Origin of the sequence: Pseudomonas sp. NBRC 111123 (genome assembly GCF_001320205.1) — a bacterium.
GTDB classification, from domain to species: Bacteria; Pseudomonadota; Gammaproteobacteria; order Pseudomonadales; family Pseudomonadaceae; genus Aquipseudomonas; species Aquipseudomonas putida_J.
In genome coordinates this window covers 1-22,193 of the sequence record NZ_BCAZ01000064.1, presented here as the reverse complement: position 1 = coordinate 22,193, position 22,193 = coordinate 1, and the positions used below count along the sequence as shown (strand labels likewise).

The window sequence follows — 22,193 nt, the reverse complement described above, 5'->3', positions numbered from 1 at the left end:
GTCCGGCCTGGGTAGGCCGATTGAATCAAAGGGCCTATCATAGCCGAAGCAGTCAAGCTGCTGACAGCGGGGCACCGACAAACTGGCGCGATTTATCGCGAACCGTGCAAAATGGCCGCCGCGCGCGCCCTGAACATGTGTCGCGGTCGCCCGATCCTGCGTCTGGTGAGTACACACGCCCTGCGCAGCCTATTTCCTGTATGCCTTGAAAGAGCGAATTTCAGCATGTCCAAAGTCAAACTGAGCACCAACCACGGCGATATCGTCCTGCAACTGAATGCCGAGAAAGCCCCGCTGACCGTGGCCAACTTCATTGAGTACGTAAAGGCCGGCCATTACAGCAACGTCATCTTCCACCGTGTGATCAAGGGTTTCATGATCCAGGGCGGCGGTTTCGAGCCAGGCATGAACGAAAAGCGTGACAAGCGTGCCAGCATCCAGAACGAAGCCGACAATGGCCTGAAGAACGACAAATACACCATCGCCATGGCCCGTACCATGGATCCGCACTCCGCCTCCGCGCAGTTCTTCATCAATGCCTCCAACAATGACTTCCTCAACCACAGCGGCAAGAACACCCAGGGCTGGGGCTACGCCGTATTCGGCGAAGTGATCGAAGGCCGCGAAGTCGTCGACGCCATCGAAAAAGTCGCCACCGGTTCCAAAGCTGGCCACCAGGACGTGCCTAAAGATGACGTGATCATCGAGAAAGCCGAGATCATTGAGTGATCCTGCTGATCTCCGATCTGCATTTGCAAGAAGAACGCCCGGACATTACCCGGGCGTTTCTTGATCTGCTCGACGGCCGCGCCCGCCACGCCAAGGCGTTGTACATCCTTGGTGACTTCTTCGAAGCGTGGATCGGTGACGATGCCATGACACCGTACCAGCAGTCGATCTGCCAGGCCTTGCGCCAGCTCAGCGACAGCGGCACGGCGATCTACCTGATGCACGGCAACCGCGACTTCCTGATTGGCCAGGACTTCTGCACGGCCGCCGGCTGCACCCTGCTTGCCGACCCGAGCGTGATCGAACTGGGCGGTGAACAGGTGTTGCTGATGCATGGCGACACCCTGTGCACCCGCGACCTGGCCTACATGAAGATGCGCCGCTACCTGCGCAACCCGGTGAGCCTGTGGATCCTGCGGCACCTGCCGCTGGCCAGCCGGCAAAAACTGGCGCGCAAGCTGCGCAGCGAAAGCCGCGCTCAGACACGCATGAAGGCTACCGAGATCGTCGACGTCACGCCGGAAGAAGTGCCAAAGGTGATGGCTGCGCACGGCGTGCGCACGCTGGTGCATGGCCACACCCACCGGCCAGCGATCCACAAGCTGGTAGTGGAAGGCGAACCGGCGCGGCGCATCGTGCTGGGGGATTGGGACCGCCGGGGCTGGACCCTGCAGGTCGATGGGCAAGGCTTTGCCCTGGAACCGTTCGAGTTTTCCTGAAAGATCAAGTTGACTGCTTCGCGGGTGAATCGGGGCGCCGAACCGCCGCTCCCACAGGTACTGCACCAAGGCTGCAGGCGGTGAGATCCTGTGGGAGCGGGTTTACCCGCGAAGAGGCCGGTGCAGGCTAAAGGCTCAAGGCCGGCTGGCCACGCCCCCTTTATCCCGCTCACTGATCACATACTGCCGATACTCAGGGTCCGCCTTGATCTGCGCCTCGGTAAACGGTATCGATGACAGCTGCTTGGCCGCAAACGCCTTGGTCTGGTCGTTGAAGTGCGCCGAGCCGGCTTCGCTGGACTGCGAAAATGCCAGCAGGCCACGTGCCTGCGGCCCGCTTTCCGTGAAGCTCACCAACTGCAGGTAGCTGGTACCGCTGACCACCAGGCGCTTGCCCGGCCCGTGCGGCACGCTGAACATCGCGTTGTAGATACCCAGCTGCTGCGGCCCGCCCGGTACTGGCGTGCCATCGGCGGCCTGCTGGATCTGCCCCCAACGGCTGCCCTCCTCCACACCCGCCTTGGCCACTTGCTGCAACGAGGCCAAGGCCGCTTCGCGCAACAGTTTGCGCACTGCCGCCTGCTCTACCGCAAGGCCACGTGGGGTGTGCTGTGGATCTGCCGGGTCAAAGGCCACGCGCCAGCTTTGTGGGTTTTTGGCCATCGCCTCGACCATGTTCTGGAAGTGCACCAGGCCGATACCGCTGTTCAAATCGGCCTTGCCATTCCAGCTGGCGAGGCTGGAGCACACGGCCAGCAGGTCCGCCTCAGCGCCTTTGCACCACTGCAGCAGGTCGGGCAGCACCAGTTTGGCCAGGTACACTTCGTCATCCAGCACCATGCGCTGCAGGTCATCGACGCTCAGCTTGGCGTTGCCTTGCAAGCGCTCCAGGGCGAAACGCCCACGCATGCCCAGCGGTTGGTCGTTGCGGCTGATCAACGGCGAGAAGCCCGTCAGTGGCTGGGCCGGGTTGGCCATCCAGGCCGGGTCGTTGGAGTTTTGCACAAAGTCGCTACGCTCCAGGCTCGGCAACATCCGCGCCGGGAAGATGCCAGGTTGCGCGGCCTGGGCATCGACTTTCCACTGGCAGGCACTGCGCGACCCGTCCAGTACGACCAAAGGGCCTTGCGCCGCCGGGTTGCTGCATGCGCTCAGCAGTTGCTGATCGACATAAGGCACCACGGACTGGTTCAGGTACAGCGCCTTGCCTTGGGCATCAACCGCCAGGGTGTTGACCCACGGGATGCCCTGCAGCTGCTCGATAGAGCCCTTCAAGGCATCCAGGCTGTCGGCACGGTTGATGCTGTACCACTGCTGCAGCACGCGCGTGTTGTCCAGGTTGGCATCGCGCAGGCTATAGGCCGCCTGGGTATCCCAGTCCAGCCGGCCTGGCCACTGCACAACCGGCCCGAAACTGGAGCTGTAGACCTGGCGTTCAACCTGGCTGAGCGTGCCATCTGCGGCCTTGACCGTGACGCTCACGGTCTGCTGTGCCATGGGTACGGACTTGCCATCCTGCAGGTAGTGGGTCGGGTCCTTGGGGTCCAGTTGCAGGCGGTACAGGGTGAAGTGCTTCGAAGTATCAACCGTGTGCGTCCAGGCCAGGCGGCGGTTGAAGCCGATGTTCACCACAGGCAGGCCAGGCAAGGCGGCCCCCATCACGTCCAGCTTGCCTGGGATAGTCAATTGCATCTGGTAGAAACGCATCCCGCCCATCCATGGAAAGTGCGGGTTGGCCAGCAGCAGGCCACGGCCATTGGCCGAGCGCTGCGCCCCCACTGCCACGGCGTTGCTGCCACGCTCGGAGGCGAAGCGCTGCTGCTGAGCCAGTGCCACGTCAAAAGCCGGGGCTGCTTGCTGGGCTGCCAGCTTGGGCGGCTGGGCCCCCGCCAGCGCTTCGGCGAACTGGCCCACACCCCCTTCAGCCAACAGCCGACGGGTCAGCTTGACCAGATCCTGGCTGGTGATCGGGCGCACCCACTGGCCATCGCCACACTCCGCAGGCAGGCCCTGGCTGCGCCGCTCGGCCAGGGCTCGATTGAAGCCACTGGCATAACCTTCCAGCAGTTCACGCACCTGCGCTGGCTGGGCCTGCATGAAGCCACTGACTGCCGTCGGCGTATTGAGCCAGGTGAAAAACAGGTCGCTGGCCAAGTTGCCACGTTGCTCAAGGGTCACGCCTTGGGCGCCGAAATAACGCGAGCGCTCACCATTGACCGTCAGCACTTCATTGGCCAGCAGGCACAGGTTGTCCTGGGCATAGGCATAGCCAATGCCATAGCCCAGGCCGCGCTCGTCCTTGGCGACAATATGTGGCACGCCAAAACTGGTGCGGCGGATCTGCGCACTGGCATCAGCGCTGGTTTCCCGCGCCTGCACGGCTACGCTGGAGGCGACCAGGGCAGCCGCCAGGCTGGCACAGGTCAAGGGACGCGAAATTGGCAACACGGGCACTCCTCGGATTCAGGGGGTCATTCCCGATCAGACGAATGGCTGGATGAAAATTTTACGCGCGCGGGTGCTGCAAACCGTCTTTAAGAAAAACCGGCAGAAACTTTTTTCAGCAAGAAGCTGCAGATTGGCCGTTCTCATTCGTCCTAATCAGTGAGGCACCCATATTTCGGGACAGTCCACGAAAAGGAGCATTCACATGTACAACCCGCAACCCTCATTGCAGACCGGGCGCGCACCGGGCAAGGCGGCCAATGGAACGGCCGGCTGCGTGGACGAACGTGCCGGTAACACGCAGATTCGCGAACTGCTGCGTAACTACGGCCTGCGTACCAGCCTAATTCGCCTGAAGGTGATCGATGCGCTGTACAACGCAGACCGTACCGGGCGCAGCATTGGCGTGCGGGGCGTGCATGCGCAACTGGCACAACTGGACATACCGCTGTCGTTCCTGAGCGTGCGCGAGGTACTCAAACGGCTGTGCACGGAGGGCGTGATCAGCCTTGGCAGCGACAAGTGCTACAGCCTCAAGCCAGAAGCCCGCGCCGTGCTCGAGCAGCCCTTGTCGCGCTGACTGAAGGCCGGCCTGGCGTGGCCGGCCGGCAGGTGTCAGGGCTTGACCTTGCGCCGCAGAATCCCGTTGATCACGACCACGACGACGGCAATGGCAATGGCCAACATCTGGAAGGTCTGTTCACTGATCGTGCCTTGCTTCTGCAGATGCGACAGGCCCAGCATGAGGCCCAGCACCACCAGGATGATCAGAAGCGAATATTTGAGGCGCTGCACGTGTGTCATCGAAAAATCCTTCAACATCGGGGGCATTTGGCTCGCAATGAGCAGGCGCAATGATACAACGGCCATGGCTTGCGGCGCTGCATTTCCTGCTTAGCAGGGCGAACCAGGCCTGAAAGTATTGGGTTTCCCCAACCCATGCTGGAGGCACCATGCGCAATTTCGCGCTGTTCATCATGCTACTCACCCCCGCACTTGCCACTCATGCCTTGGACACCCGCCAGACACCGCCCGAACAATTGCTCCAGCTAGGCAGCCAGCTGGCTGACCAAGCAGGCAGCAGCCAATGGCAACAACTGTGGCAAAGAACCCGCCATGCCGGGCACTTCAAGGCCACGTCCGGGCATGCCTACTTCACGATCCCCCACCCGCTGCTGCCAGAACTGGCTCGGCAGACCTTGGCGCGCGCGGATCAGGTCGAGACCGTGAACAGCACCCTCGCCCGCTATCGGCGCACCTTTCCTGACAGGGTCATCGGCATGCTCGATGAGCAGCCGTTGTACAGCCTTTGCCTGATCATCGACTGGCGCTCCCTGCCGCAAGCACAGGCAAGTAAAGCGCACGCCTACCTGCGTGGAGCAAGCCTGCTGAACAGTTATCCATGCAAATAAGGGTGCGGGCACTTAGTTGCACGGTGGAAAAGCAACCCAACGTGAAATCGGGCCTGCACGGCAACAGCGAGGCATCGTCCTACACCGCGCGACATCGTTGCCTGCAAGCCCTGCTCATCGAAGCTACAGCTGCCAGCCCACTTGGCGCCTAGCGACAGTTTTATCGCTCCCCGAGAATTCCCCCATGCCAACTACAGGCATCGCGCCCCATCAACCGCGAGGAAGTCTCATATGGAACTGCCAGATCTCACCTCCATCGACATCGGCCAGTTACCGCATTCGTTGCAGGCCCTGATCGAATGCATCGGCCTTGAAAACGCCTACCAGATGACCTGCGCCTACGGCGGCAGGCCCAAGTACATACCTAAATATCGAGAGCGTACCAAGCTCGCCGACGTACTCCCGGCCGATGCCCTCGACGCCTTGATCAAACGCTTTGCCGGCGTGGCCCTGGAAATTCCCAAGGCAGACCATTTTCTGCGTCAGTTGCGCAACCTGCAGATCCAGAAAGAAAGCGCCAACGGCCTGTCACGCAGCCTGCTAGCCGACAAATACGGCCTGAGCCTGCGCCAGATCGGCAACATTCGCCGCCAGGAACAATGCACTCGCTGACGGCGCCCCCATCGGCCGCCCATAGCGGCCGCCCCCTCAACGCTAAAGAAAAGAGAAGACTCTAATGTCCATCGATAACAGCCTCATCGGCTCGGTCCTCAATGCCTTGCCCATGGACCGCATGATCGCAGCACCGCTGCAGGCCATGGTCCAGGCGCAGGTGACTGCCAGCAAATCCTATGCGGACTTCCTCATGCAGGTGTGCGTACAGGACGGCAAAGCGGTTGCCATCCAGTTCGACTACGACGAAACCATCGTTGACGAACAAGGCGAGTACAAAGGCGTCGTCAGCAAGTCCATGAAGGTGCCGCTGCTGGCAGCCATCACCCACCCGAACATCTCCATCGATGAAGGCAACGTCGAATTCGAGATGACCATCAGCCAGATGGCCGAAGACTTCAGCGAATCCAGCAAAAGTGGTGACCTGGCTGCCTCATTGGGCTGGGGCCCTTTCAAACTGGATGTGAAAGGCAGCATCAGCAGCAAGTCCACGCAAACCCGCAAGACCGATACCCGGGCACGCTATGCGTTCAGTACCTCGCTACGTCGCCAGGACCCACCAGAAGCCATGATGCGGGTAATCGATTTCCTCACCGAGGCCGCCACCAAGCCGACCGTGGTCAAATCCTCAACCTTGGACAGCCAGGAGTCGATCTCGCAGGCCGACACCCTCAAGACCACACCTGCCATAGAGAGCAATGCTGGCAAGAGCGCCTCTACTGATCGATTGTAATCCCGCTACGTGATTGGTCGCCCCGCACCTGCCTGCGGGGCCTCTTGCTGCCTCAGGAGCCCGCCCCATGGACAACCCACCAGCCCCCATGACCGCCCTCGACCTGCGGGATATTACCCGCGGCCTTCAAGAGGCCGCTGCTGCCACCAACAGCCTGATTGCCCAGCAGTACATCAATTTGTTCGACCAGTTCTTCGACTCCGACACCCAGGCGCTAGGGAGCCCGATGAGGGCCAAGATGGTCGAGGTTGCGATGGATGACAGGCATGTGATGCGCGTGCCGCTGTTCGCCCTGGTAGCGCCCAAGGGCCTGACCCTGGAGCGCATGCAGGTGGACCTTTCGGTACGAGTAAACGCTACTGAGGGGCTGCGCACCCTGGGTGAGGAATGTGAACGGGCCAACGCTGCCAGCTTCAAGGTGACGATCGGCGCGCAGGGCCGCCAGGGCGAAGCCCGGGACCCTGACGAAGTGCAGATACGCATGCAGTTTCATGCCAGCGAACCACCCGAGGCGCTCAACCGCCTGATCGAGGAGTACACCAGACTGATCACTCCCATGCGTATACCCGACACGCCTTCGCCCACCGAAACCAACGAATTCGTCGAGGCCGCCACCGTACGCTGACGCCCCTCAGAAGTCGCGCTTGTAGAAGATATCCAGGGAGCTTGCCAGCCCACTGGCGGCCTCCAGATACACCTTCTTGCTCAACTTGTAGCGCAGCGCAATGGTATTGGCCGGCTCGAACACCCCCACCCCGTAGCGTAAGCTGAGCTTCTCGGTCAGGTTGCCACTGGCCACCACGCTGGTGCTGTTACCGGAACCTTCGGTGTCCAGCTGGAAGTCATCGATCCCCAGGCCAGATGCCAGGCTACCGGTGATCCCGGCACTGCCCGCCAGGCCCAGGCCCAATGCCGCTTCGGCAAGCATATTGTTGTCTTCCCCCGAGGTCCCCAGCGGGCGCCCGAGTACCAGATAGGACAGTGCCTGCTCCTGGCTCATGGCCGGTTCCGAGAACACTGTGGTGTTCGGCTGCTCGGCACTGCCGCTCAGGCGAATACCGGCAATCACATCGTCAACCTTGCGGATGGCCTCGATATCCAGATATGGCTGGTCGATCGGCCCGGCGAACAGCAGCCGGGCGCGGCGAATGGTCAGGCGCTGGCCGTAGGCACGGTAGCGGCCATCGGACAGGCTCAACTCACCACGGGTGTCCATGTTGTCGCCAATGTGCACATGGCCGAGCAGGTTGGCGGTCAGGCCGAAGCCGCTGAACGACAACTTGTCCTGCCCCACTACCACATCGATGTCCATCGCCATCGCCATGGGCGGTTTGCCCTCCTCGGTCTGGTGGCCGACGATGACCGTGTCGTCCGAGACCTTGACGGTCGAGGGTGGCAACTCGCGCACGGTGATCTTGCCTTTGGGCACCAGCACTTTGCCGGTCACCGCCAGTTTGTCGTCGATCAGGCGCAGGTTGAGGTCTGGCGCGACTTCAAGCGTGGCATAGGGCTCGACCGTCACGGGCAACTGTTGCCCCTGCAGGCGTAGGTCCATGCCCAATGCCTGGCCCCAGGTCAGGTGGCCGTTGAGCTGGCCGCGCCCGGCATCGCCGCTGCGCCAGCCTCCGTTGAGCAGCACCTGCTCACCGGCGATAGAGGCCTGCAGCGACAGCTCCTGCAGGCTGATCGGCAGCTCGGCACCGCTGACCTCGCCACCGCTGAGCATCAGGTTGCCGTTGACCTGAGGCGCAAGCAGGGTGCCGGTCAGGCGCCCACTACCCTTCAATTGCCCCGTCAGGCGCTCGACCATCGGCACGAAAGGACGGGCGATAGACAGATCCAGCCCGGCCAGGCGGAAGTCACCCGACAGCGGTTTGCCCTTGCCCAACGGGTCGAGGCGCGTATTCAGGCTCAACTCGCCCAGGCGTTCGCCGCGAAAGTCCAGGCGTGTATCGACCCGGCGCGGCGCCAGGGTGCTTTCCAGACGCAAGGTCTGATAGGGGAAGTCGATCCAGCGACCCTTGTCACGCACGCGCAACGTGCCGCCACTGGCATCGACACCAACGGTGCCTTTCGGGCCGCTGGCCGGGATATCCAGGTTCACGTCGGCATTGAGCATACCCTGCCAGGCGAAGTCCTTAGGCAGCCATTGTGCCAGGCTGCCCAGCGGGAACTGCTTGAGGTGATAGCGCAGGCGTGGCTCGGGCGCCAGGCGCTGGTCCTCGCCGCACAAGCTGGCCTGGCCGGATCGCCAGCAATGGGCGCCGAAATCCAGTTGCCCATTGGCCAGCCGCTGCAGGCGGGCCGGAGCCTGCAACTGCCAGTCCTGGCCGCCAGCCTGGATCCTGCCGCTGGCCAGGCGCCCGCGCCAGTCGCCTTTGCTCAACTGGCCATCCAGGCCCAGGTCAAGCGTGAGCTGCGGGCCATCCAGGGCCAAGGTCAGTGCCTGCTGACGAATGTCGCCCTTGCCATTGGCCTGCAAGGTCCCCAACAGCGTGTCGCCCAGGCGGATGCCGTTGGCCTTGAGGTCAAGCACCCCGCGCTGAGCGTTGTCCAGGCGCGCATCCAGGTCGAGCCGCTGGATGCGGTTTTCTTCCTGTGCCAGTTGCTGGCCCTGCAAAGTCAGGTTGCCCTGCGGCGCGTTCAGCGTGCCGCTGACATCCAGGCGGCCCTTGACCTGCCCCTGTAACCTCGGCCACAGCTGGCCCAGCCGCGGCAGATCGAGGTCCACACGCCCGGCCAGACGCTGCTGCAGGCTGCCGCTGCCATTGATACGGTTATCACCCAATTGCACGGCCAAGGCGCCGAGTGTCCAGTTCTGCCCGGCACCTTGCGCTTCGACCTTGAGCACCGCAGGTTGCCCGCGCAGGCGCCCCTTGAGGTCGAGCTGGGCATCCAGGCTGAGCTGTTCACCTTTCATTTCACCCTTGCTGCGCAACGGCCCGGCCAGGGTCCCGGGTAACTCAGCGAGCCAGTAGGCAGGGTCCAGGGCCGACAGTTGCAGGTCGACATCCCAGGCCAGGGTATCAGCGAAGCGCACCGCGACACTGCCAGCCGCCTTGCCCTGCCCGGCAGTCATCGCCACCTGCGGCAAGCGCACCTGGCTCAGGTCACCTTCGAACGGGCTGGCCAGGGTGAACGCACCTGCCGGGCCATCGAGGTCACCGTTGAAGGTACCGTTGTAGTTGCCATCGCGGTATTGCACCTGAGCATTGAACCGCTTGAGTGTCACCTGCGGCGGAGTTTCGAGCGGGTACAGGCGCAGCCACGGGAAATCCTGCCAGTCGAGCTGCGCGTCAGCCTTCAGGCCGTGCTGCCAGTCAGCACTGGCCTGCAGCTTTACGCGCTGGCTTTCGCTGGCCGTCAGGTCCAGGGCATCCAGCTTGGCGCCCTTGGCGTCCACCGTGCCGGTCAGCACCAGGGCGATCGGTGACTGTTCGGCCGGCAAGCTGGCGGTGCCGGACAGATGATAGCCCTTGAGCAGATCGCCCTGGGCATCCAGCACGAGCTGATTGAGCTGCAACGTGTCGGGCAGCGAAGCCGTTGGTTTGAAGGCATCGGAGCGAATCTGCAGTTTCGCCGGCAGGTGTTCGGCAAGGGCCTGTACCGTCCCGCTCAGGCGGGCATCAAGGTAGCCGCTGCTGGTGGCGTCGAGGATGAGGGACTTCTGCAGCTCGCCCTTGGCGTTCAGCGCCAGTTGCCAGGCCTTGCCCTCCACCGCCGGCAACTGCACGTGCCCTTGCAATTGCAGCGGCCAGTCGCCCTCAGGCTGCAGGTCACCCTGCACATCCACGCGCAGGTCGTCGCGTTGCAGCTGCAGGCTTTCGACGCGCAGGCCAGTTGCATTCCAGTGCGCCGCCAGATGCAAATCGCCCAGCAGGTCGCTGCCATCCAGGCGCAACTGACCCACCTTGACCTCGCCCACTTCGATGGCCAGCGGCAAGCGCAGCGTCGGCAGTTGCACAGGGCCGCTCTCGGCCGGCTCGTCACCTGGCGCAAATGCCATGTCGACGCGCCGTGCATGCAGTTGCTCGATACACAGCGTGGCCCGCAGCAGGCAAGCGGGCGACCAGTTGAGCAACGGTGCCTCGACTTCAACCCGGTTGCCGCCATCGACCCAGCTCAAACGGCTGGCCTGCCAGGTGCCCGCCAGGCGCCCCTGGAAATCGTCGAGGGTCAGCCCAGGTACCCGGCCCAAGGCCCAGCGGCTGCCGCTTTCGGTCCCCAGCAACAGGCCCAGGGCCAGGGCCACCAGCAGCACACTGCCGAGCATGCCCAGCAGAATGAATTTGAACACACGCATCACAGCTCGGGCCCCATGGAGAAGTGCAGGCGAATTCCGCCATCGTCATCGAGCGCCTTGGCCAGGTCCAGGCGCAGCGGCCCTACCGGCGACACCCAGCGCACACCGATACCAACCCCGGTCTTGAGGCTTGGCAGTTCCAGGGTGTTGAACGCGTTGCCCTGGTCGATGAAGGTTGCCACCCGCCATTTTTCGGCCAGCGAGTACTGATACTCGACACTGCCCGCGACCAGATAGCGGCCACCGATACGGTCACCGTCGCTGTTCTTCGGCGACAGGGTCTGGTAGTCGTAGCCGCGCACGCTCTGATCGCCACCGGCGAAGAAGCGCAGCGACGGTGGAATGTTGTTCTTGTAGCCGTTGGTGGCACTGCCACCAAACTGCACCCGGCCGAGGAAGCGGTGGTTGTGGCCAAGGGTGGTCAGGCCCTTGAGCAGGACATTGCCATGCAACAGGTTGGTGTCGGACATCAGCCCTTCCTTGGCCACCTGGGTGTCGAACTGCAAGCGGTAGCCGTTATGCGGGTCGATGCGGTTGTCACTGCGCAGGTAGGAAAAACTCACACCCGGCATCAACAGTTTGCTCAGCCCCGAGTCATCGCCCAGGCGATACTCTTCGCGCTGATACTTGAGCGAGATCACCCGCTGCCAGCCGCTGGGCAGCTTGCTGTGCCACTCAGGGCCGACGGTCAGCAGCTTGCTGAGGGTGTCGGTGCCGGCGATTTCTTCGTTCTGGTAGCCGCCGGCAAAGCGCAGTTTGTCGGTCAGGGGCGGATCGAGAGGCACGTCATACCACAGACCGACGTTTTGCCGCGGTGCCGACAGTTCGGTCTCCCAGCCATAACTGTGGCCTTGCGGGTTGACCCAGTGCCGCGTCCAGTTGGCCTTGCCGCGCGGGCCGACGTCGGTCGAAAAGCCCAGGCCGAGGCCCATGGTGCGTGGTTTGCGGGTCTCGAGGCGTACATCCACGGGGATGTCTTCACCGACCGCTGCGGTGGGTGTGGCATCGACCCGCACACCTTCAAAATAGCCACTCGATTGCAGGTCGTTGTTGAGCCCGGCGATCAGTTCGGAATCGTAAGGCGTGCCGGGCTTGAACGAGACCATGCGTTGCAGCAGGTCTTCGTCCAGCGGCGTGTCACCACTGAATGTCACTGCCCCGAGGCGATAGCGCGGCCCACTCTGGTAAACCAGCTCGATGTCGGCCACGCCGGCCTGCGGGTCGACGGCCAGGCGCTGGCGCGTGAAGTGGCCACTGAAGAAGCCATAACGCGAAGCCTGGTTCTGGATCAGCCGTTTGGCATCCTCGTACAGGCCATGGTTGAGCTGCTCGCCCGGCCGTAATGCCCTGCTGTCAGGCACGCGAAAGGCCTTCATCTCGCTGGCCGGCCCTTCGATGCGCACGGTCACGTTGCGCAGGCGCACAGGCTCGCCGGGGTCGATCTTGATGATCAGTTGGGGGGATTGATCGGCCTTGGCAGGCGGTTTGACTTCGGTGTCGACCTGCGCCTGATAGTAGCCAAGTGCCTGCGCGGCCTTGCGCGCCTGCTCCTGGGCCCCACGACTGAAACGCAGCAGCGCTTCTTCATCGCGGTCACCAAGGTTACCGATATAGCCTTCGACATTGGCCTTGAGCTCCTTGTTGGCTGGTTTTACCTTCACCAGCAACTCGCTCTGGCCCCATGCTGCGAAACCGGCGGCCCAGAAAACCAGGCCCCAGGTTAGTCTTCCTGAATACGTCATGCGGCGCATGCTACCAGAGCCAAGCGCTCAAGGGAGGCGCCTGACAGCCCACTTCAGGCAATTGATGACATCGATGACACCGGATTGGGATGAAAAAACACCCGTTCCCGGATTGGCCCTACAGCCACCTCGCCAATCTCTTCGTAGCCTTGGCGCGCGTAAAAGGCCAGGTAATGCTCGTTGCCAGAGTCCAGCACCACGCCCTGGGTATTGGGGTCCTCCGCGCACCAGTCATGAACAGCTTGTAACAATTGTTCACCGTAGTGATGGCCACGAAACTGTGGATGCACGCCCAGCAGCGGCAGCATGTGCACCTGCCCGGTCGGCAGGCAGCTGGCCAGCGCTGCCTGGTAATCCATATAGCGACGGGTACAGCGCTGGCCGGTGCCCAGTAGCATGCGCAAGCGCCAGGCCCAGCTGTCGGCCACCCCCAGGCGGCGCTGTGGCGGGACGATCAGGGCCACGGCGATCAGGCGGTCTTCCAGCAGCAGGCCGATGGCCGGCAGCTGCAGATAAAAGTGCTGGCGCACCCACTCGCGCACCATCACCCGCAGCCGGCGTTCGTAGCCTGGGCGCTGGCCCTCGAAGATATAGGCAAAAGTCGGTTCGTGCCGATAGGCGTTGTACAGCAGCGAGCGTGCCTCACGGCTGTAGCCGTCATCGAGCGTGCAGATACGTGCCTGGGCGGCAGTGGCTTCGGGCATGGCGGGCAGTCCTCCTGGAAAGGGCATATTCAGTGCCTTGGAGGTGCTCCACTGCGCATCGTTCACCTCCACCAGCACGTTAGCAGTGCCTGAACGCGGCTGCCATGCTGGTGATGAACGCCGATGTCGGCTAGCATCCGGCCTTTTACCAGGATTGTCTTTCCATGAAGATCGTCTGTTTCAACATCAACGGCCTGCGGGCCCGCCCGCACCAGCTGGCGGCGCTGATCGAAAAGCACCAGCCGGACGTGATCGGCCTGCAGGAAACCAAGGTCAGCGACGATCAGTTCCCCCTGGCCGATGTCCAGGCCCTGGGCTACCACGTGCACTACCACGGCCAGAAGGGCCATTATGGCGTCGCCCTGCTCTCGCGCCAGGCGCCGCTGAGTCTGTTCAAAGGCTTTGCCACAGATGAAGAAGATGCCCAGCGACGCTTCATCTGGGGCACCTTCGCCGATGCCGACGGCAACCCGATCACGGTCATGAACGGCTACTTCCCGCAGGGCGAAAGCCGCGACCACCCGACCAAGTTCCCGGCCAAGCAGCGCTTCTACAGCGACCTGCAAGCGCTGCTGGAAGGGCAGTTCAAGAACGACCAGCCGGTACTGGTGATGGGCGACATGAACATCTCGCCCCAGGACTGCGACATCGGCATCGGCCCGGACAATGCCAAGCGCTGGCTGAAGACTGGCAAGTGCAGCTTCCTGCCGGAAGAGCGCGAGTGGATGGAGCGCCTCAAGGGTTGGGGCCTGGTAGACAGTTTCCGCCACCTGCACCCGGAAGTGGCCGACCGCTTCAGCTGGTTCGACTACCGCAGCCGCGGCTTCGAGGACGAACCCAAGCGCGGGCTGCGCATCGACCTGATCATGACCTCCCAGGCCCTGGTGCCGCGGATCAAGGCGGCTGGAGTGGACTATGAGCTGCGCGGGATGGAAAAACCTTCGGACCATGCGCCGATCTGGCTTGAGTTGAGTTGAGTGATGTGGGGCATGCCGTCAGGGATGTGGCGCCGGTAAGATCGAGCGCCGCCCGCGCGGCGCATCGCGGATGAATCCGCTCCTACATCTGTTGCAACGTGGCCATGCCTGTCAGGCCATGGTTGTCAGCCTTGTTTGTAGGGCTCAAGGCATTCGGCAAGGCAGGCGACCATGGCGCTACAGGTTCGGCACGTTGCAACAGATGTAGGAGCGGATTCATCCGCGATGCGCCGCGCGGGCGGCGCTCGATCTCAAACCCGCTGCATGCCTCAAGCCCTACCCACCCGCTACAACCCCAACCGCAACGCCTCCCCCACCCCCGCCCCACGCCCATCGTCCGCCGCGCTGACCAGGGCAAAGTTGTACGCCCCGTGCGACCAGTAGCGCGCTTCCAGTTGCCCATCGACCCGCTGCCCCTGGGGCATGCGCTGATAGCGATCACCCGGCGAGCGCAGGAACAGGCTGATGCGCTGGCCGTTGCGATCCTGGAACACCAGCAGCGCCGCCGGCCCCTGTTCGTTGCTGAGCAACCGCGCCCCGACCGGCTGGAAACCATACCCCGCCAGATCCGGCAACTGCCCCACACGGCTGAAATGCCGGCCCAGCCAATCGCGCAACTGTGCCGGGTCACTGGCCTGGATATCCAGCGCCTCGCTGCCGGCGAACAACCGATGGGCCTGCACTGCATCGGCCATCGGCAGCTCATTGCCCGCCAAGGTGACCTGGCGTGCTTGCCAGCCCCCCAGCCCGCCGACGCCCAGCGCCAGCAACAATACCGCTGCCGATGCCAGCCGCCGCTGCCGGCGCTGGCGCACCCGCTGCTGTACCTGACGCAGGTCGAGCGTCGCCACACCCGGCTGCTCACCAAAGCCGGCCAACGCCGCGCGCAAGCGCCGGGCATCGTTGCGCCAGGCCTCGACCCGCGCCGCTTGCTGCGGATTGGCCGCCAGCCAGGCCTGTACCTCGGCACGCCGCGCCGGCTCCAGGCGGTCGTCGACAAAGGCGTGCAGTTCGTCTTCACCAGGAATCAGGCGTGTCATTTGAGTCTCCGCAAAGCCGGCGGCTGGGGGTTGCCCTCGGTCAGTTCACGCAAGGCAGCACGGGCACGCGACAGCCGCGACATCACCGTGCCAATGGGTATTTCCAGGGCCGCTGCGGCCTCCTTGTAACTGAGCCCCTCGATGCTGACCAGCAACAGCAAGGCCCGCTGCTCGGTGGACAGATGGGCGAAGGCCTGCAAGTCAGCCTGGGCCAGCACGATATCCTCGGTATTGTCGCCCACCGCTTCGTGCGCCATTTCGTCGCGGCCGAACCACGACAACCAGCGGGCATGCAAGCGCTCGCGGCGCTTATTATCGAGAAACAGCCGATACAAGATGGTGAACAGCCAGGCCCGCAGTGCCTCGGCTTCGCGTTGCTGGCCACGGCGGCTCAAGGCGCGCTCGACCGTGGCCTGTACCAGGTCGTCGGCGCTGCCGGGTTCGCGGGTCAACCACAAGGCAAAGCGGCGCAGGCGCTGCAGCAGCTCACGCCACTGCTGTTCGTCCAGATCGTGCATGGTCAGGTACCGGGCGCTGGGGTTGTCAGTGTATGGGGCAGACGCCTGGGGAGAAAATCTATTCCCGCTGATGGAATAAGTTTTTCCCTGCGCCGTCGTACCGGCACCTTCACTGAACCGGATGACCACCATGAACTCACCCTTGCAAGGCCCCGCCAAGGCGCTGCGCCTGGCCGGCATAGGCGCCGTGATGCTGGCGCTGGGCGCCGGCTTTGCCTATGCGGCCGGCTGGATCGGCGGGCCGCAGCTGACACCGCAACGCATCATCGATACCTTCGAGGCCCAGGCCGGCCACTATCCGGGCTATCGCAAAAACCACGCCAAGGGCCTTTGCATCAGTGGCTACTTCCAGCCCAGCGGGCAGGCCGCAAACTTGTCGACCGCACGGGCCTTCAGCCAGGCGCGGGTGCCGGTGATCGGCCGCTTCGCCATCGGCGGTGCCAACCCGTTTGCCCCTGACACCGGCGTGCCGGTGCGCAGCCTGGCGATCCAGCTGAGCACCGATGACGGCCAGATCTGGCGCACCGGCATGAACAATCCACCTGTGCTGGCGGTCAGCAACCCGCAGGGTTTCTACGACCAGGTACTGGCAGGCGCCCCCGACCCGGCCACCGGCAAGCCAGACCCGGCAAAGCTGCAGGCATTTTTCGCTGCCCATCCGGAAAGCGCAGCGTTTCGCCAGTGGGCGGCCAGCTACAAACCCAGCGACAGCTTCGCCAGCACCCAGTACCACAGCATCAACGCCTTCCGCCTGATCGATGCGAACGGCAAGGCGCAACCGGTACGCTGGCAGCTTGAACCGCAAACGCCATTCAGCGCATTGCCCGGCCAGGTCGATGACAAGCAGTTCCTTCAGCACGACCTGCAACAGCGCCTGGCCCAAGGGCCGCTGCGCTGGACCCTGCGCCTGGTCCTGGCAGACCCGGGCGATGCCGTGGACGACCCGGCCCGCCCATGGCCAGCCGAGCGGCGCAGCGTCGATGCCGGCACCCTGGTGGTCGAACAGGTGGACGCCCCCGAGCAAGGCGCCTGCCGTGACCTGAACTTCGACCCGTTGATCCTGCCCAGCGGCATCGAGCCCTCCGCCGACCCGATCCTCGCCGCACGTTCGGCCGCTTACTCGGAATCCTTCAACCGCCGCAGCCGCGAGTCTCTCGGCGCAGGAGCACAGCGATGAAACCCGAAGTCTTCCACCCGTTGGCACGCCTGGTTCACTGGCTGATGGCGATCCTGATCATCAGCATGCTGTTCATCGGCGTGAGCATGGTCGGTGATCTGTCACCACGTCACCCACTGCTGGTCGAACTGCACAAGGCCACGGGCCTGGCATTGCTGATACTGGTCATCGTGCGCATAGGCCTGCGCCTGAGCTTGCCACACCCGCCGCTGCCAACCGACCTGCCGGCCTTGCAGCGCTTTGCCGCAGGCGCCTCGCATTTGCTGCTCTATGGCCTCATGCTGGCCATGCCCTTGCTGGGCTGGGCGATGCTATCGGCAGGTGGCTATCCACGCCCCCTGCAACTGCCGGCCATCGCGCCGCACGACCTGCAGCTATATGCCGTGCTGCGCCAGGCGCACGGCTGGGCTGGCTATCTGCTGTTCGCCACCGTGCTGGTACATTTGGGGGCGGCGCTGATGCATGCATTGGTGCGCCGGGACGGCGTGTTGCGTAGCATGTGGCCAGGCCCCGTGCGGCGCAGCGAATGAAAGGCTGATAACCCGGGCGGGGTCGACAAAAAGCAATAATTCTCATTAAGCTCGGCAACTTTCTGTCGACTCGCCTGGACTGCCCGATGAATGCCGCAAAGGACCCTGCCCTGCTTATCCCTGCAAATACCTTGGACATGCGCCCGCTGCTGCTGGCCAACATGGCCTGCACCATGTCGATGATGGCTTTTGTCGCACTCATCGGGCCGATCTCGCGCCTGCTGGGCATGGCCACCTGGCAAGCTGGCGCGGCGGTGACCGTGGCCGGCGTGGTCTGGGTGCTGCTGGCGCGCCCGTGGGGGCGGTTGTCTGACCGCTTGGGGCGCCGCCCTATCCTGCTGCTGGGCAGCGCCGGCTTCACCTTGGCCTACTGGCTGCTGTGCCTGTTTGTGGAGGGGGCGTTGCGCTGGCTACCGGGGGCGGGCCTGGCGTTTTTCGGCCTGATGCTGGCCCGCGGTTGCATCGGGGCCTTCTACGCCGCCATCCCGGTGGGTTGCAACGCGCTCATTGCCGACCATGTCGAACCACAGCGCCGGGCGCGGGCCATGGCTTCGCTGGGCGCGGCGAATGCCGTCGGCCTGGTGGTGGGGCCCGCGCTGGCGGCAGTGCTGGCACAGCACAGCCTCAGCCTGCCGTTCCATGTCATGTCGCTGCTGCCGGCCAGCGCCTTCCTGGTGCTGCTGTTCAAGCTCAAACCACAGCCCCTTGCGCAGAACCCTGCGCCCAGCCCCGTCCGGCTCAGCGACCCACGCCTGCGCCGGCCATTGCTGGTGGCGTTCAGCGCCATGCTCAGCGTCACGGTGTCGCAGATCGTCGTCGGCTTCTTCGCCCTCGACCGCCTGCAGCTGGCGCCGACCGATGCCGCCCAGGCTGCCGGCATCGCCCTGACCACCGTCGGGGTGGCGCTGATCCTGTCGCAGGTGTTGCTGCGCCAGCTGGAGTGGCCGCCGTTGAAGATGATCCGGGTCGGCGCCAGTGTTTCGGCACTGGGGTTTGCCTGTGGCGCACTGGCCACCACGGCGCCGTGGCTATGGAGTTGCTACTTTGTCGCCGCAGCTGGCATGGGCTTCGTGTTCCCGGCGTTTTCCGCGTTGGCGGCCAATGCCATGCAGGCCTCGGAACAAGGCGCCACCGCAGGTTCCATTGGTGCAGCCCAGGGCATGGGCGCGGTGATCGGCCCACTGGCCGGGACGCTGGTCTATGCCGTGGACCCGCGCTTGCCGTTCCTGGCGGTGGCGCTGTTGCTTTTGCTGGTCGGGCTATGGCCGCTGCCGCGCGAGCAACGGGCCTGACAAGCACAGCGCGCAAGCGCGCAGAGTGTGTTTTAATGCGTCGCTAATTATTTTAAACACCTCTGATTACAAGGCGGCTATGGACACGGGGACGCGACTCAAACTGGTGCGTGAACGCAACAACCTCTCCCAACGGGAACTGGCCCGCCGCAGCGGGTTGACCAATTCGACGATCTCGCAGATCGAACAGAACCGGGTCAGCCCGTCGGTCAGCTCCCTGAAAAAACTCCTCGAAGGGATCCCCATGACCCTCGCCGAGTTCTTCAGCTTCGACGAGCCGGTGCGGGAAGAGCGCTTCGTATTCCGCGCCAGCGAGCAACCGGACCTGGGCCGGAACGGCCTGCGCATGCTGCTGGTCGGCGCCAGCGTCGAAGCCCGGCAGATGCGCATGCTGCGCGAGCTCTACGCGCCGGGTGCCGACTCCGGCGAGCCGATCGTGCATGCCGAAGGCGAAGAATGTGGCCTGGTCACTCGTGGCACGGTGGAGCTATGGGTCGATGGCCAGGTGAGCATCCTCAACTCAGGCGATGGTTACTACATCCCCACCACCCTGCCGCACAGCTTCAAGAACATTGGCCAGGACGAGGCGGAAATCATCAGCGCCAACACCCCGGCAAATTTCTGAATCCGGAAGGGCCTCGCCCTTGGCGAGGCCATCCTGCCTCATCGAGCCAGCGCTTCTTCGACGAAATCCAGGCGATCCTGGCCGAAGAACATCTCACCCTCGACAAACACCGTCGGTGCCCCAAACACACCACGCGCCACGGCCTCTTCAGTCACCCGTTTTAGTTCAGCCTTGACCTCGCCATCCGCCGCCAGGGCATGAAACGCAGCAGGGTCGAAACCCGCCTGACCGAGGGTTTCATCCAGCGTCGCAGCATCACTCAGGTTGCGCTGTTGCGCCCATAGCCCCCTGAAAAGTGCCGCCACCAACCCGTCAAACTGCCCGGGTGAACGAAGCTGCATGCCGATCACGCCGCGCATCAGGGTCAGCGTGTTTACCGGAAACCCCGGCGGCATCCCGAACGGCACGCCGTAACGGCGGGCATAACGCCCAAGATCGGTGAACATGTAGCGGCCCTTGGCAGGGACCATTGCTGGCGAAGCGTTGCCGGTGGCCTGAAACACCCCGCCCAGCAGCATTGGCCGGTACACCAGGGTTGCGCCATTTCGGGCGCAGAGGGTAGGCAACTGGGTCCAGGCCAGATAGCTGGCCGGGCTGCCCAGGTCGAAGTAAAACTCCACGGTCTTGCTCATGCGTCACACTCCTTGGTCAGTCAGGCTTACCAGCGCTCCATCCACGGGCGCAGGTCCAGTTCGAAGGTCCAGGCATCGCGGGGCTGGGCATGCAGGAACCAATAGCTGTCGGCGATGTGCACCGGGTCGAGAATGCCATCCTGGTCCTTCAGCGCGTAGCGCTCAGGGAAACTGTCGCGGATGAACGCAGTATCGATGGCACCATCCACCACCACATGGGCAACATGGATGTTCCGTGGCCCCAGCTCCCGCGCCATGCTCTGGGCCAACGCGCGCAACCCGTGCTTGGCGCCAGCGAACGCCGCGAAACCGGCAGCACCGCGAGTACCGGCGGTGGCGCCGGTGAAGAGGATGGTGCCGCGCTCACGGGTGACCATGCGCCGGGCCACGGCTTGCGCCGTGAGGAAGCCAGCGAAGCAGGCCATTTCCCAGATCTTGAAGTACTTGCGCGGTGTCTCCTCAAGGATGCTGCACGGCACATTGGCGCCGATATTGAAGACAAAGGCCTCGATCGGGCCAATATCACGCTCGATGGTTTCGACCAGCTCGGCAACCTCCTCTTCCTTTCGCGCATCCGAGCCAAAACCATGGGCCTGGCCCCCTTTGGCGCGGATTTCATCGATAAGCGGCTGGAGTTTTTCGGCCTGGCGGCGGGTAATGCAGGCGACGTAACCCTCACGGGCAAAACGTTTGGCGATCGCCCCGCCCGTGGCGTCCCCGGCACCGATCACCAGCACCACTTTTTGTTGTTGTGTCATGCCTGCCCCCATTGATGAATGATCGTTTAGTAAACGAACGCTATGTTATGATCGCCCCCATCGTCAAGCCAGCGCGAAGAGGTTGTGCATGCGCTACTCCACGGATCACAAGCAGCAAACCCGCGACAAGCTGCTGGCCAGCAGCGGCGCACTGGCCAAGCGCGGCGGCTTTTCCAGCACCGGCGTGGCCGGGTTGATGAAAGCCATCGGCCTGACCGGCGGCGCCTTCTACAATCACTTCCCATCCAAGGACGCCCTGTTTACCGAGGTGGTCCGCCAGGAGCTGTGCAACAGCCCGCTGGCGCGCCTGGCCAACCAAGGTGCCAGCCGCGAGCGCCTGGCCCGCTGCCTGCAGCAGTACCTGAGCCTGGCGCACTTGCACAATGCCGAAGGCGGCTGCCCGCTGCCGCCGCTGGGGGTGGAAATCGCCCGCGCCGAGCAGCCTGTGCGCGAGGAGGCCGAACACTGGCTGGTGAGCCTGCATGCAGCGTGGAGCGAAACACTCGAAGACCCGGAGTTGGCCTGGGTGCTGATCAGCCAGTGCGTCGGCGCAGTGGTGGTCGGGCGCATGCTGGCCAGCGAGGATGTGCAACAGCAGGTGCTCGATGCCAGTAAACGGCTTGTCGACAGGGCATTGAATGAAGCGAGTTAACCTGCTGTTGGCGCTGCTGCTGGCTGCGCCAGCGCTTGCCGAACAGGCCTGCCCGCCCGGGCAGTACCAAGTCTGCCTGATGGGCTGCTTCTGCGCGCCGATCGACCCCGGCCAGGCCGGGCAGATCCTCAAGGATGTCGAGACCGCGGCGTCGAGCAGCCTGGCGTTCGCCTTGCAGCAAGCGCGAGACGAGGCCACTGCCAATGGCACTCAACCGATCCCCTTGCACGTCCGCGCGCAATTGGAACCCTGGTACGACTTTGCCGTGCTCGATGCAGCTCGCTACCGGGTGGGTGACGAGCAGCAGGTCACGGCGGCCAACGCCATGCTGCAGAACCCGGACGTGAACGCCGTAACACTGATCGACACCATCATCTTCCGCCATGCCAGTGATGCCGAGGACAACGTGGCGTTGTGGGCCCATGAGCTGAAGCATGTGCAGCAGTATCAGCAGCTTGGGGTGAATGAATTTGCCAGGCGCTATACGCGCAACTACGAAGAACTGGAGGGGCCGGCCTACACGATCGAGGCCGAGGTGGGGAAGGCATTGCGTGAGCGCAGCTCCGGGCAGGCCCGATAACCTGCACCGGCCC

General features: G+C 63.7%; 23 protein-coding genes. 14 read left to right on the top strand and 9 right to left on the bottom strand.

Translation table 11 applies throughout. The features are described 5' to 3' along the window. Nucleotides 1–225 precede the first annotated feature (225 nt). A complete protein-coding gene (locus APH27_RS23605; RefSeq protein WP_027916776.1) occupies nt 226–729 on the top strand; it encodes a peptidylprolyl isomerase in 504 nt (167 codons plus the stop codon). Further along, on the top strand, nt 726–1,448 hold the full coding sequence (locus APH27_RS23600) for a UDP-2,3-diacylglucosamine diphosphatase (protein WP_060486037.1): 723 nt from the start codon (nt 726–728) through the stop codon (nt 1,446–1,448). Before APH27_RS23605 ends, APH27_RS23600 begins: the two co-directional genes overlap by 4 nt. Nucleotides 1,449–1,583: 135 nt before the next feature. Here APH27_RS23600 and APH27_RS23595 read toward each other — a convergent pair whose 3' ends face one another. After that, nucleotides 1,584–3,896 (bottom strand): acylase, encoded by a 2,313-nt coding sequence (locus APH27_RS23595; protein ID WP_060486036.1) that lies wholly within the window; start codon nt 3,894–3,896, stop codon nt 1,584–1,586. A gap of 202 nt (nt 3,897–4,098) precedes the next feature. Here APH27_RS23595 and APH27_RS23590 point away from each other — a divergent pair, with 202 nt between their 5' ends. Beyond that, a complete protein-coding gene (locus tag APH27_RS23590; protein ID WP_060486035.1) occupies nt 4,099–4,473 on the top strand; it encodes a hypothetical protein in 375 nt (124 codons plus the stop codon). 35 nt (nt 4,474–4,508) lie between these two features. Here the strand turns inward: APH27_RS23590 and APH27_RS23585 are convergent, their stop codons facing one another. Then, nucleotides 4,509–4,697: a hypothetical protein gene (locus tag APH27_RS23585; RefSeq protein WP_003248064.1), complete on the bottom strand. Its 189-nt coding sequence runs from the start codon at nt 4,695–4,697 to the stop codon at nt 4,509–4,511. A gap of 149 nt (nt 4,698–4,846) precedes the next feature. Between APH27_RS23585 and APH27_RS23580 the strand changes: the two genes are divergently transcribed. The 4 genes from APH27_RS23580 (at nt 4,847) to APH27_RS23565 (ending at nt 7,275) form a co-directional block, all read left to right on the top strand. Continuing rightward, on the top strand, nt 4,847–5,305 hold the full coding sequence (locus APH27_RS23580) for a hypothetical protein (RefSeq protein ID WP_060486034.1): 459 nt from the start codon (nt 4,847–4,849) through the stop codon (nt 5,303–5,305). A 231-nt stretch (nt 5,306–5,536) separates the two neighbouring features. Beyond that, nucleotides 5,537–5,917, top strand: coding sequence for a Mor transcription activator family protein (locus APH27_RS23575; protein ID WP_027916781.1), 381 nt, complete (start codon nt 5,537–5,539; stop codon nt 5,915–5,917). 64 nt (nt 5,918–5,981) lie between these two features. Continuing rightward, nucleotides 5,982–6,650, top strand: coding sequence for a DUF2589 domain-containing protein (locus APH27_RS23570; RefSeq protein ID WP_060486033.1), 669 nt, complete (start codon nt 5,982–5,984; stop codon nt 6,648–6,650). Nucleotides 6,651–6,717: 67 nt separating this feature from the next. Continuing rightward, on the top strand, nt 6,718–7,275 hold the full coding sequence (locus APH27_RS23565; RefSeq protein ID WP_027916783.1) for a DUF2589 domain-containing protein: 558 nt from the start codon (nt 6,718–6,720) through the stop codon (nt 7,273–7,275). 6 nt (nt 7,276–7,281) lie between these two features. On the opposite strand, the gene APH27_RS23560 is transcribed toward APH27_RS23565, so the two are convergent. Genes APH27_RS23560 through APH27_RS23550 form a run of 3 tightly spaced genes read right to left on the bottom strand, consistent with a single transcriptional unit; the run spans nt 7,282 to nt 13,399 of the window. Continuing rightward, nucleotides 7,282–10,956 carry a translocation/assembly module TamB domain-containing protein gene (locus tag APH27_RS23560; protein ID WP_082435245.1) on the bottom strand — a complete coding sequence of 1,225 codons (3,675 nt, stop codon included), beginning with the start codon at nt 10,954–10,956 and terminating at the stop codon, nt 7,282–7,284. Then, nucleotides 10,953–12,695, bottom strand: coding sequence for an autotransporter assembly complex family protein (locus tag APH27_RS23555; protein WP_060486040.1), 1,743 nt, complete (start codon nt 12,693–12,695; stop codon nt 10,953–10,955). Before APH27_RS23555 ends, APH27_RS23560 begins: the two co-directional genes overlap by 4 nt. 53 nt (nt 12,696–12,748) lie before the next feature. After that, nucleotides 12,749–13,399 (bottom strand): N-acetyltransferase, encoded by a 651-nt coding sequence (locus APH27_RS23550; RefSeq protein ID WP_027916786.1) that lies wholly within the window; start codon nt 13,397–13,399, stop codon nt 12,749–12,751. 164 nt (nt 13,400–13,563) lie between these two features. Between APH27_RS23550 and xthA the strand changes: the two genes are divergently transcribed. Beyond that, nucleotides 13,564–14,376, top strand: coding sequence for an exodeoxyribonuclease III (xthA, locus tag APH27_RS23545; RefSeq protein WP_027916787.1), 813 nt, complete (start codon nt 13,564–13,566; stop codon nt 14,374–14,376). Nucleotides 14,377–14,663: 287 nt separating this feature from the next. Here the strand turns inward: xthA and APH27_RS23540 are convergent, their stop codons facing one another. After that, nucleotides 14,664–15,416 (bottom strand): anti-sigma factor, encoded by a 753-nt coding sequence (locus APH27_RS23540; RefSeq protein WP_060486031.1) that lies wholly within the window; start codon nt 15,414–15,416, stop codon nt 14,664–14,666. Next, nucleotides 15,413–15,934, bottom strand: a complete 522-nt coding sequence (locus APH27_RS23535) for a sigma-70 family RNA polymerase sigma factor (protein ID WP_060486030.1) — start codon at nt 15,932–15,934, stop codon at nt 15,413–15,415. Before APH27_RS23535 ends, APH27_RS23540 begins: the two co-directional genes overlap by 4 nt. A gap of 130 nt (nt 15,935–16,064) precedes the next feature. Between APH27_RS23535 and APH27_RS23530 the strand changes: the two genes are divergently transcribed. From APH27_RS23530 to APH27_RS23515, 4 genes are all read left to right on the top strand, one after another. Next, the gene (locus APH27_RS23530; protein ID WP_027916790.1) at nt 16,065–17,111 is read left to right on the top strand and encodes a catalase family peroxidase; all 1,047 of its coding nucleotides are present in this window, start codon (nt 16,065–16,067) and stop codon (nt 17,109–17,111) included. Then, nucleotides 17,108–17,641, top strand: coding sequence for a cytochrome b (locus APH27_RS23525; RefSeq protein ID WP_027916791.1), 534 nt, complete (start codon nt 17,108–17,110; stop codon nt 17,639–17,641). The genes APH27_RS23530 and APH27_RS23525 overlap by 4 nt, the downstream gene beginning before the upstream one ends. Nucleotides 17,642–17,727: 86 nt before the next feature. Beyond that, on the top strand, nt 17,728–18,933 hold the full coding sequence (locus tag APH27_RS23520) for an MFS transporter (protein WP_060486029.1): 1,206 nt from the start codon (nt 17,728–17,730) through the stop codon (nt 18,931–18,933). Between the two features lie 79 nt (nt 18,934–19,012). After that, nucleotides 19,013–19,558, top strand: coding sequence for a cupin domain-containing protein (locus APH27_RS23515; RefSeq protein ID WP_027916793.1), 546 nt, complete (start codon nt 19,013–19,015; stop codon nt 19,556–19,558). 38 nt (nt 19,559–19,596) lie between these two features. Here APH27_RS23515 and APH27_RS23510 read toward each other — a convergent pair whose 3' ends face one another. After that, on the bottom strand, nt 19,597–20,190 hold the full coding sequence (locus APH27_RS23510) for a 2-hydroxychromene-2-carboxylate isomerase (protein WP_060486028.1): 594 nt from the start codon (nt 20,188–20,190) through the stop codon (nt 19,597–19,599). A gap of 26 nt (nt 20,191–20,216) precedes the next feature. Next, nucleotides 20,217–20,948, bottom strand: coding sequence for an SDR family oxidoreductase (locus APH27_RS23505; RefSeq protein WP_060486027.1), 732 nt, complete (start codon nt 20,946–20,948; stop codon nt 20,217–20,219). Between the two features lie 88 nt (nt 20,949–21,036). Here APH27_RS23505 and APH27_RS23500 point away from each other — a divergent pair, with 88 nt between their 5' ends. Further along, nucleotides 21,037–21,600 (top strand): TetR/AcrR family transcriptional regulator, encoded by a 564-nt coding sequence (locus tag APH27_RS23500; protein WP_027916796.1) that lies wholly within the window; start codon nt 21,037–21,039, stop codon nt 21,598–21,600. Then, nucleotides 21,587–22,180 carry a DUF4157 domain-containing protein gene (locus tag APH27_RS23495; protein WP_060486026.1) on the top strand — a complete coding sequence of 198 codons (594 nt, stop codon included), beginning with the start codon at nt 21,587–21,589 and terminating at the stop codon, nt 22,178–22,180. The genes APH27_RS23500 and APH27_RS23495 overlap by 14 nt, the downstream gene beginning before the upstream one ends. Nucleotides 22,181–22,193 lie beyond the last annotated feature (13 nt).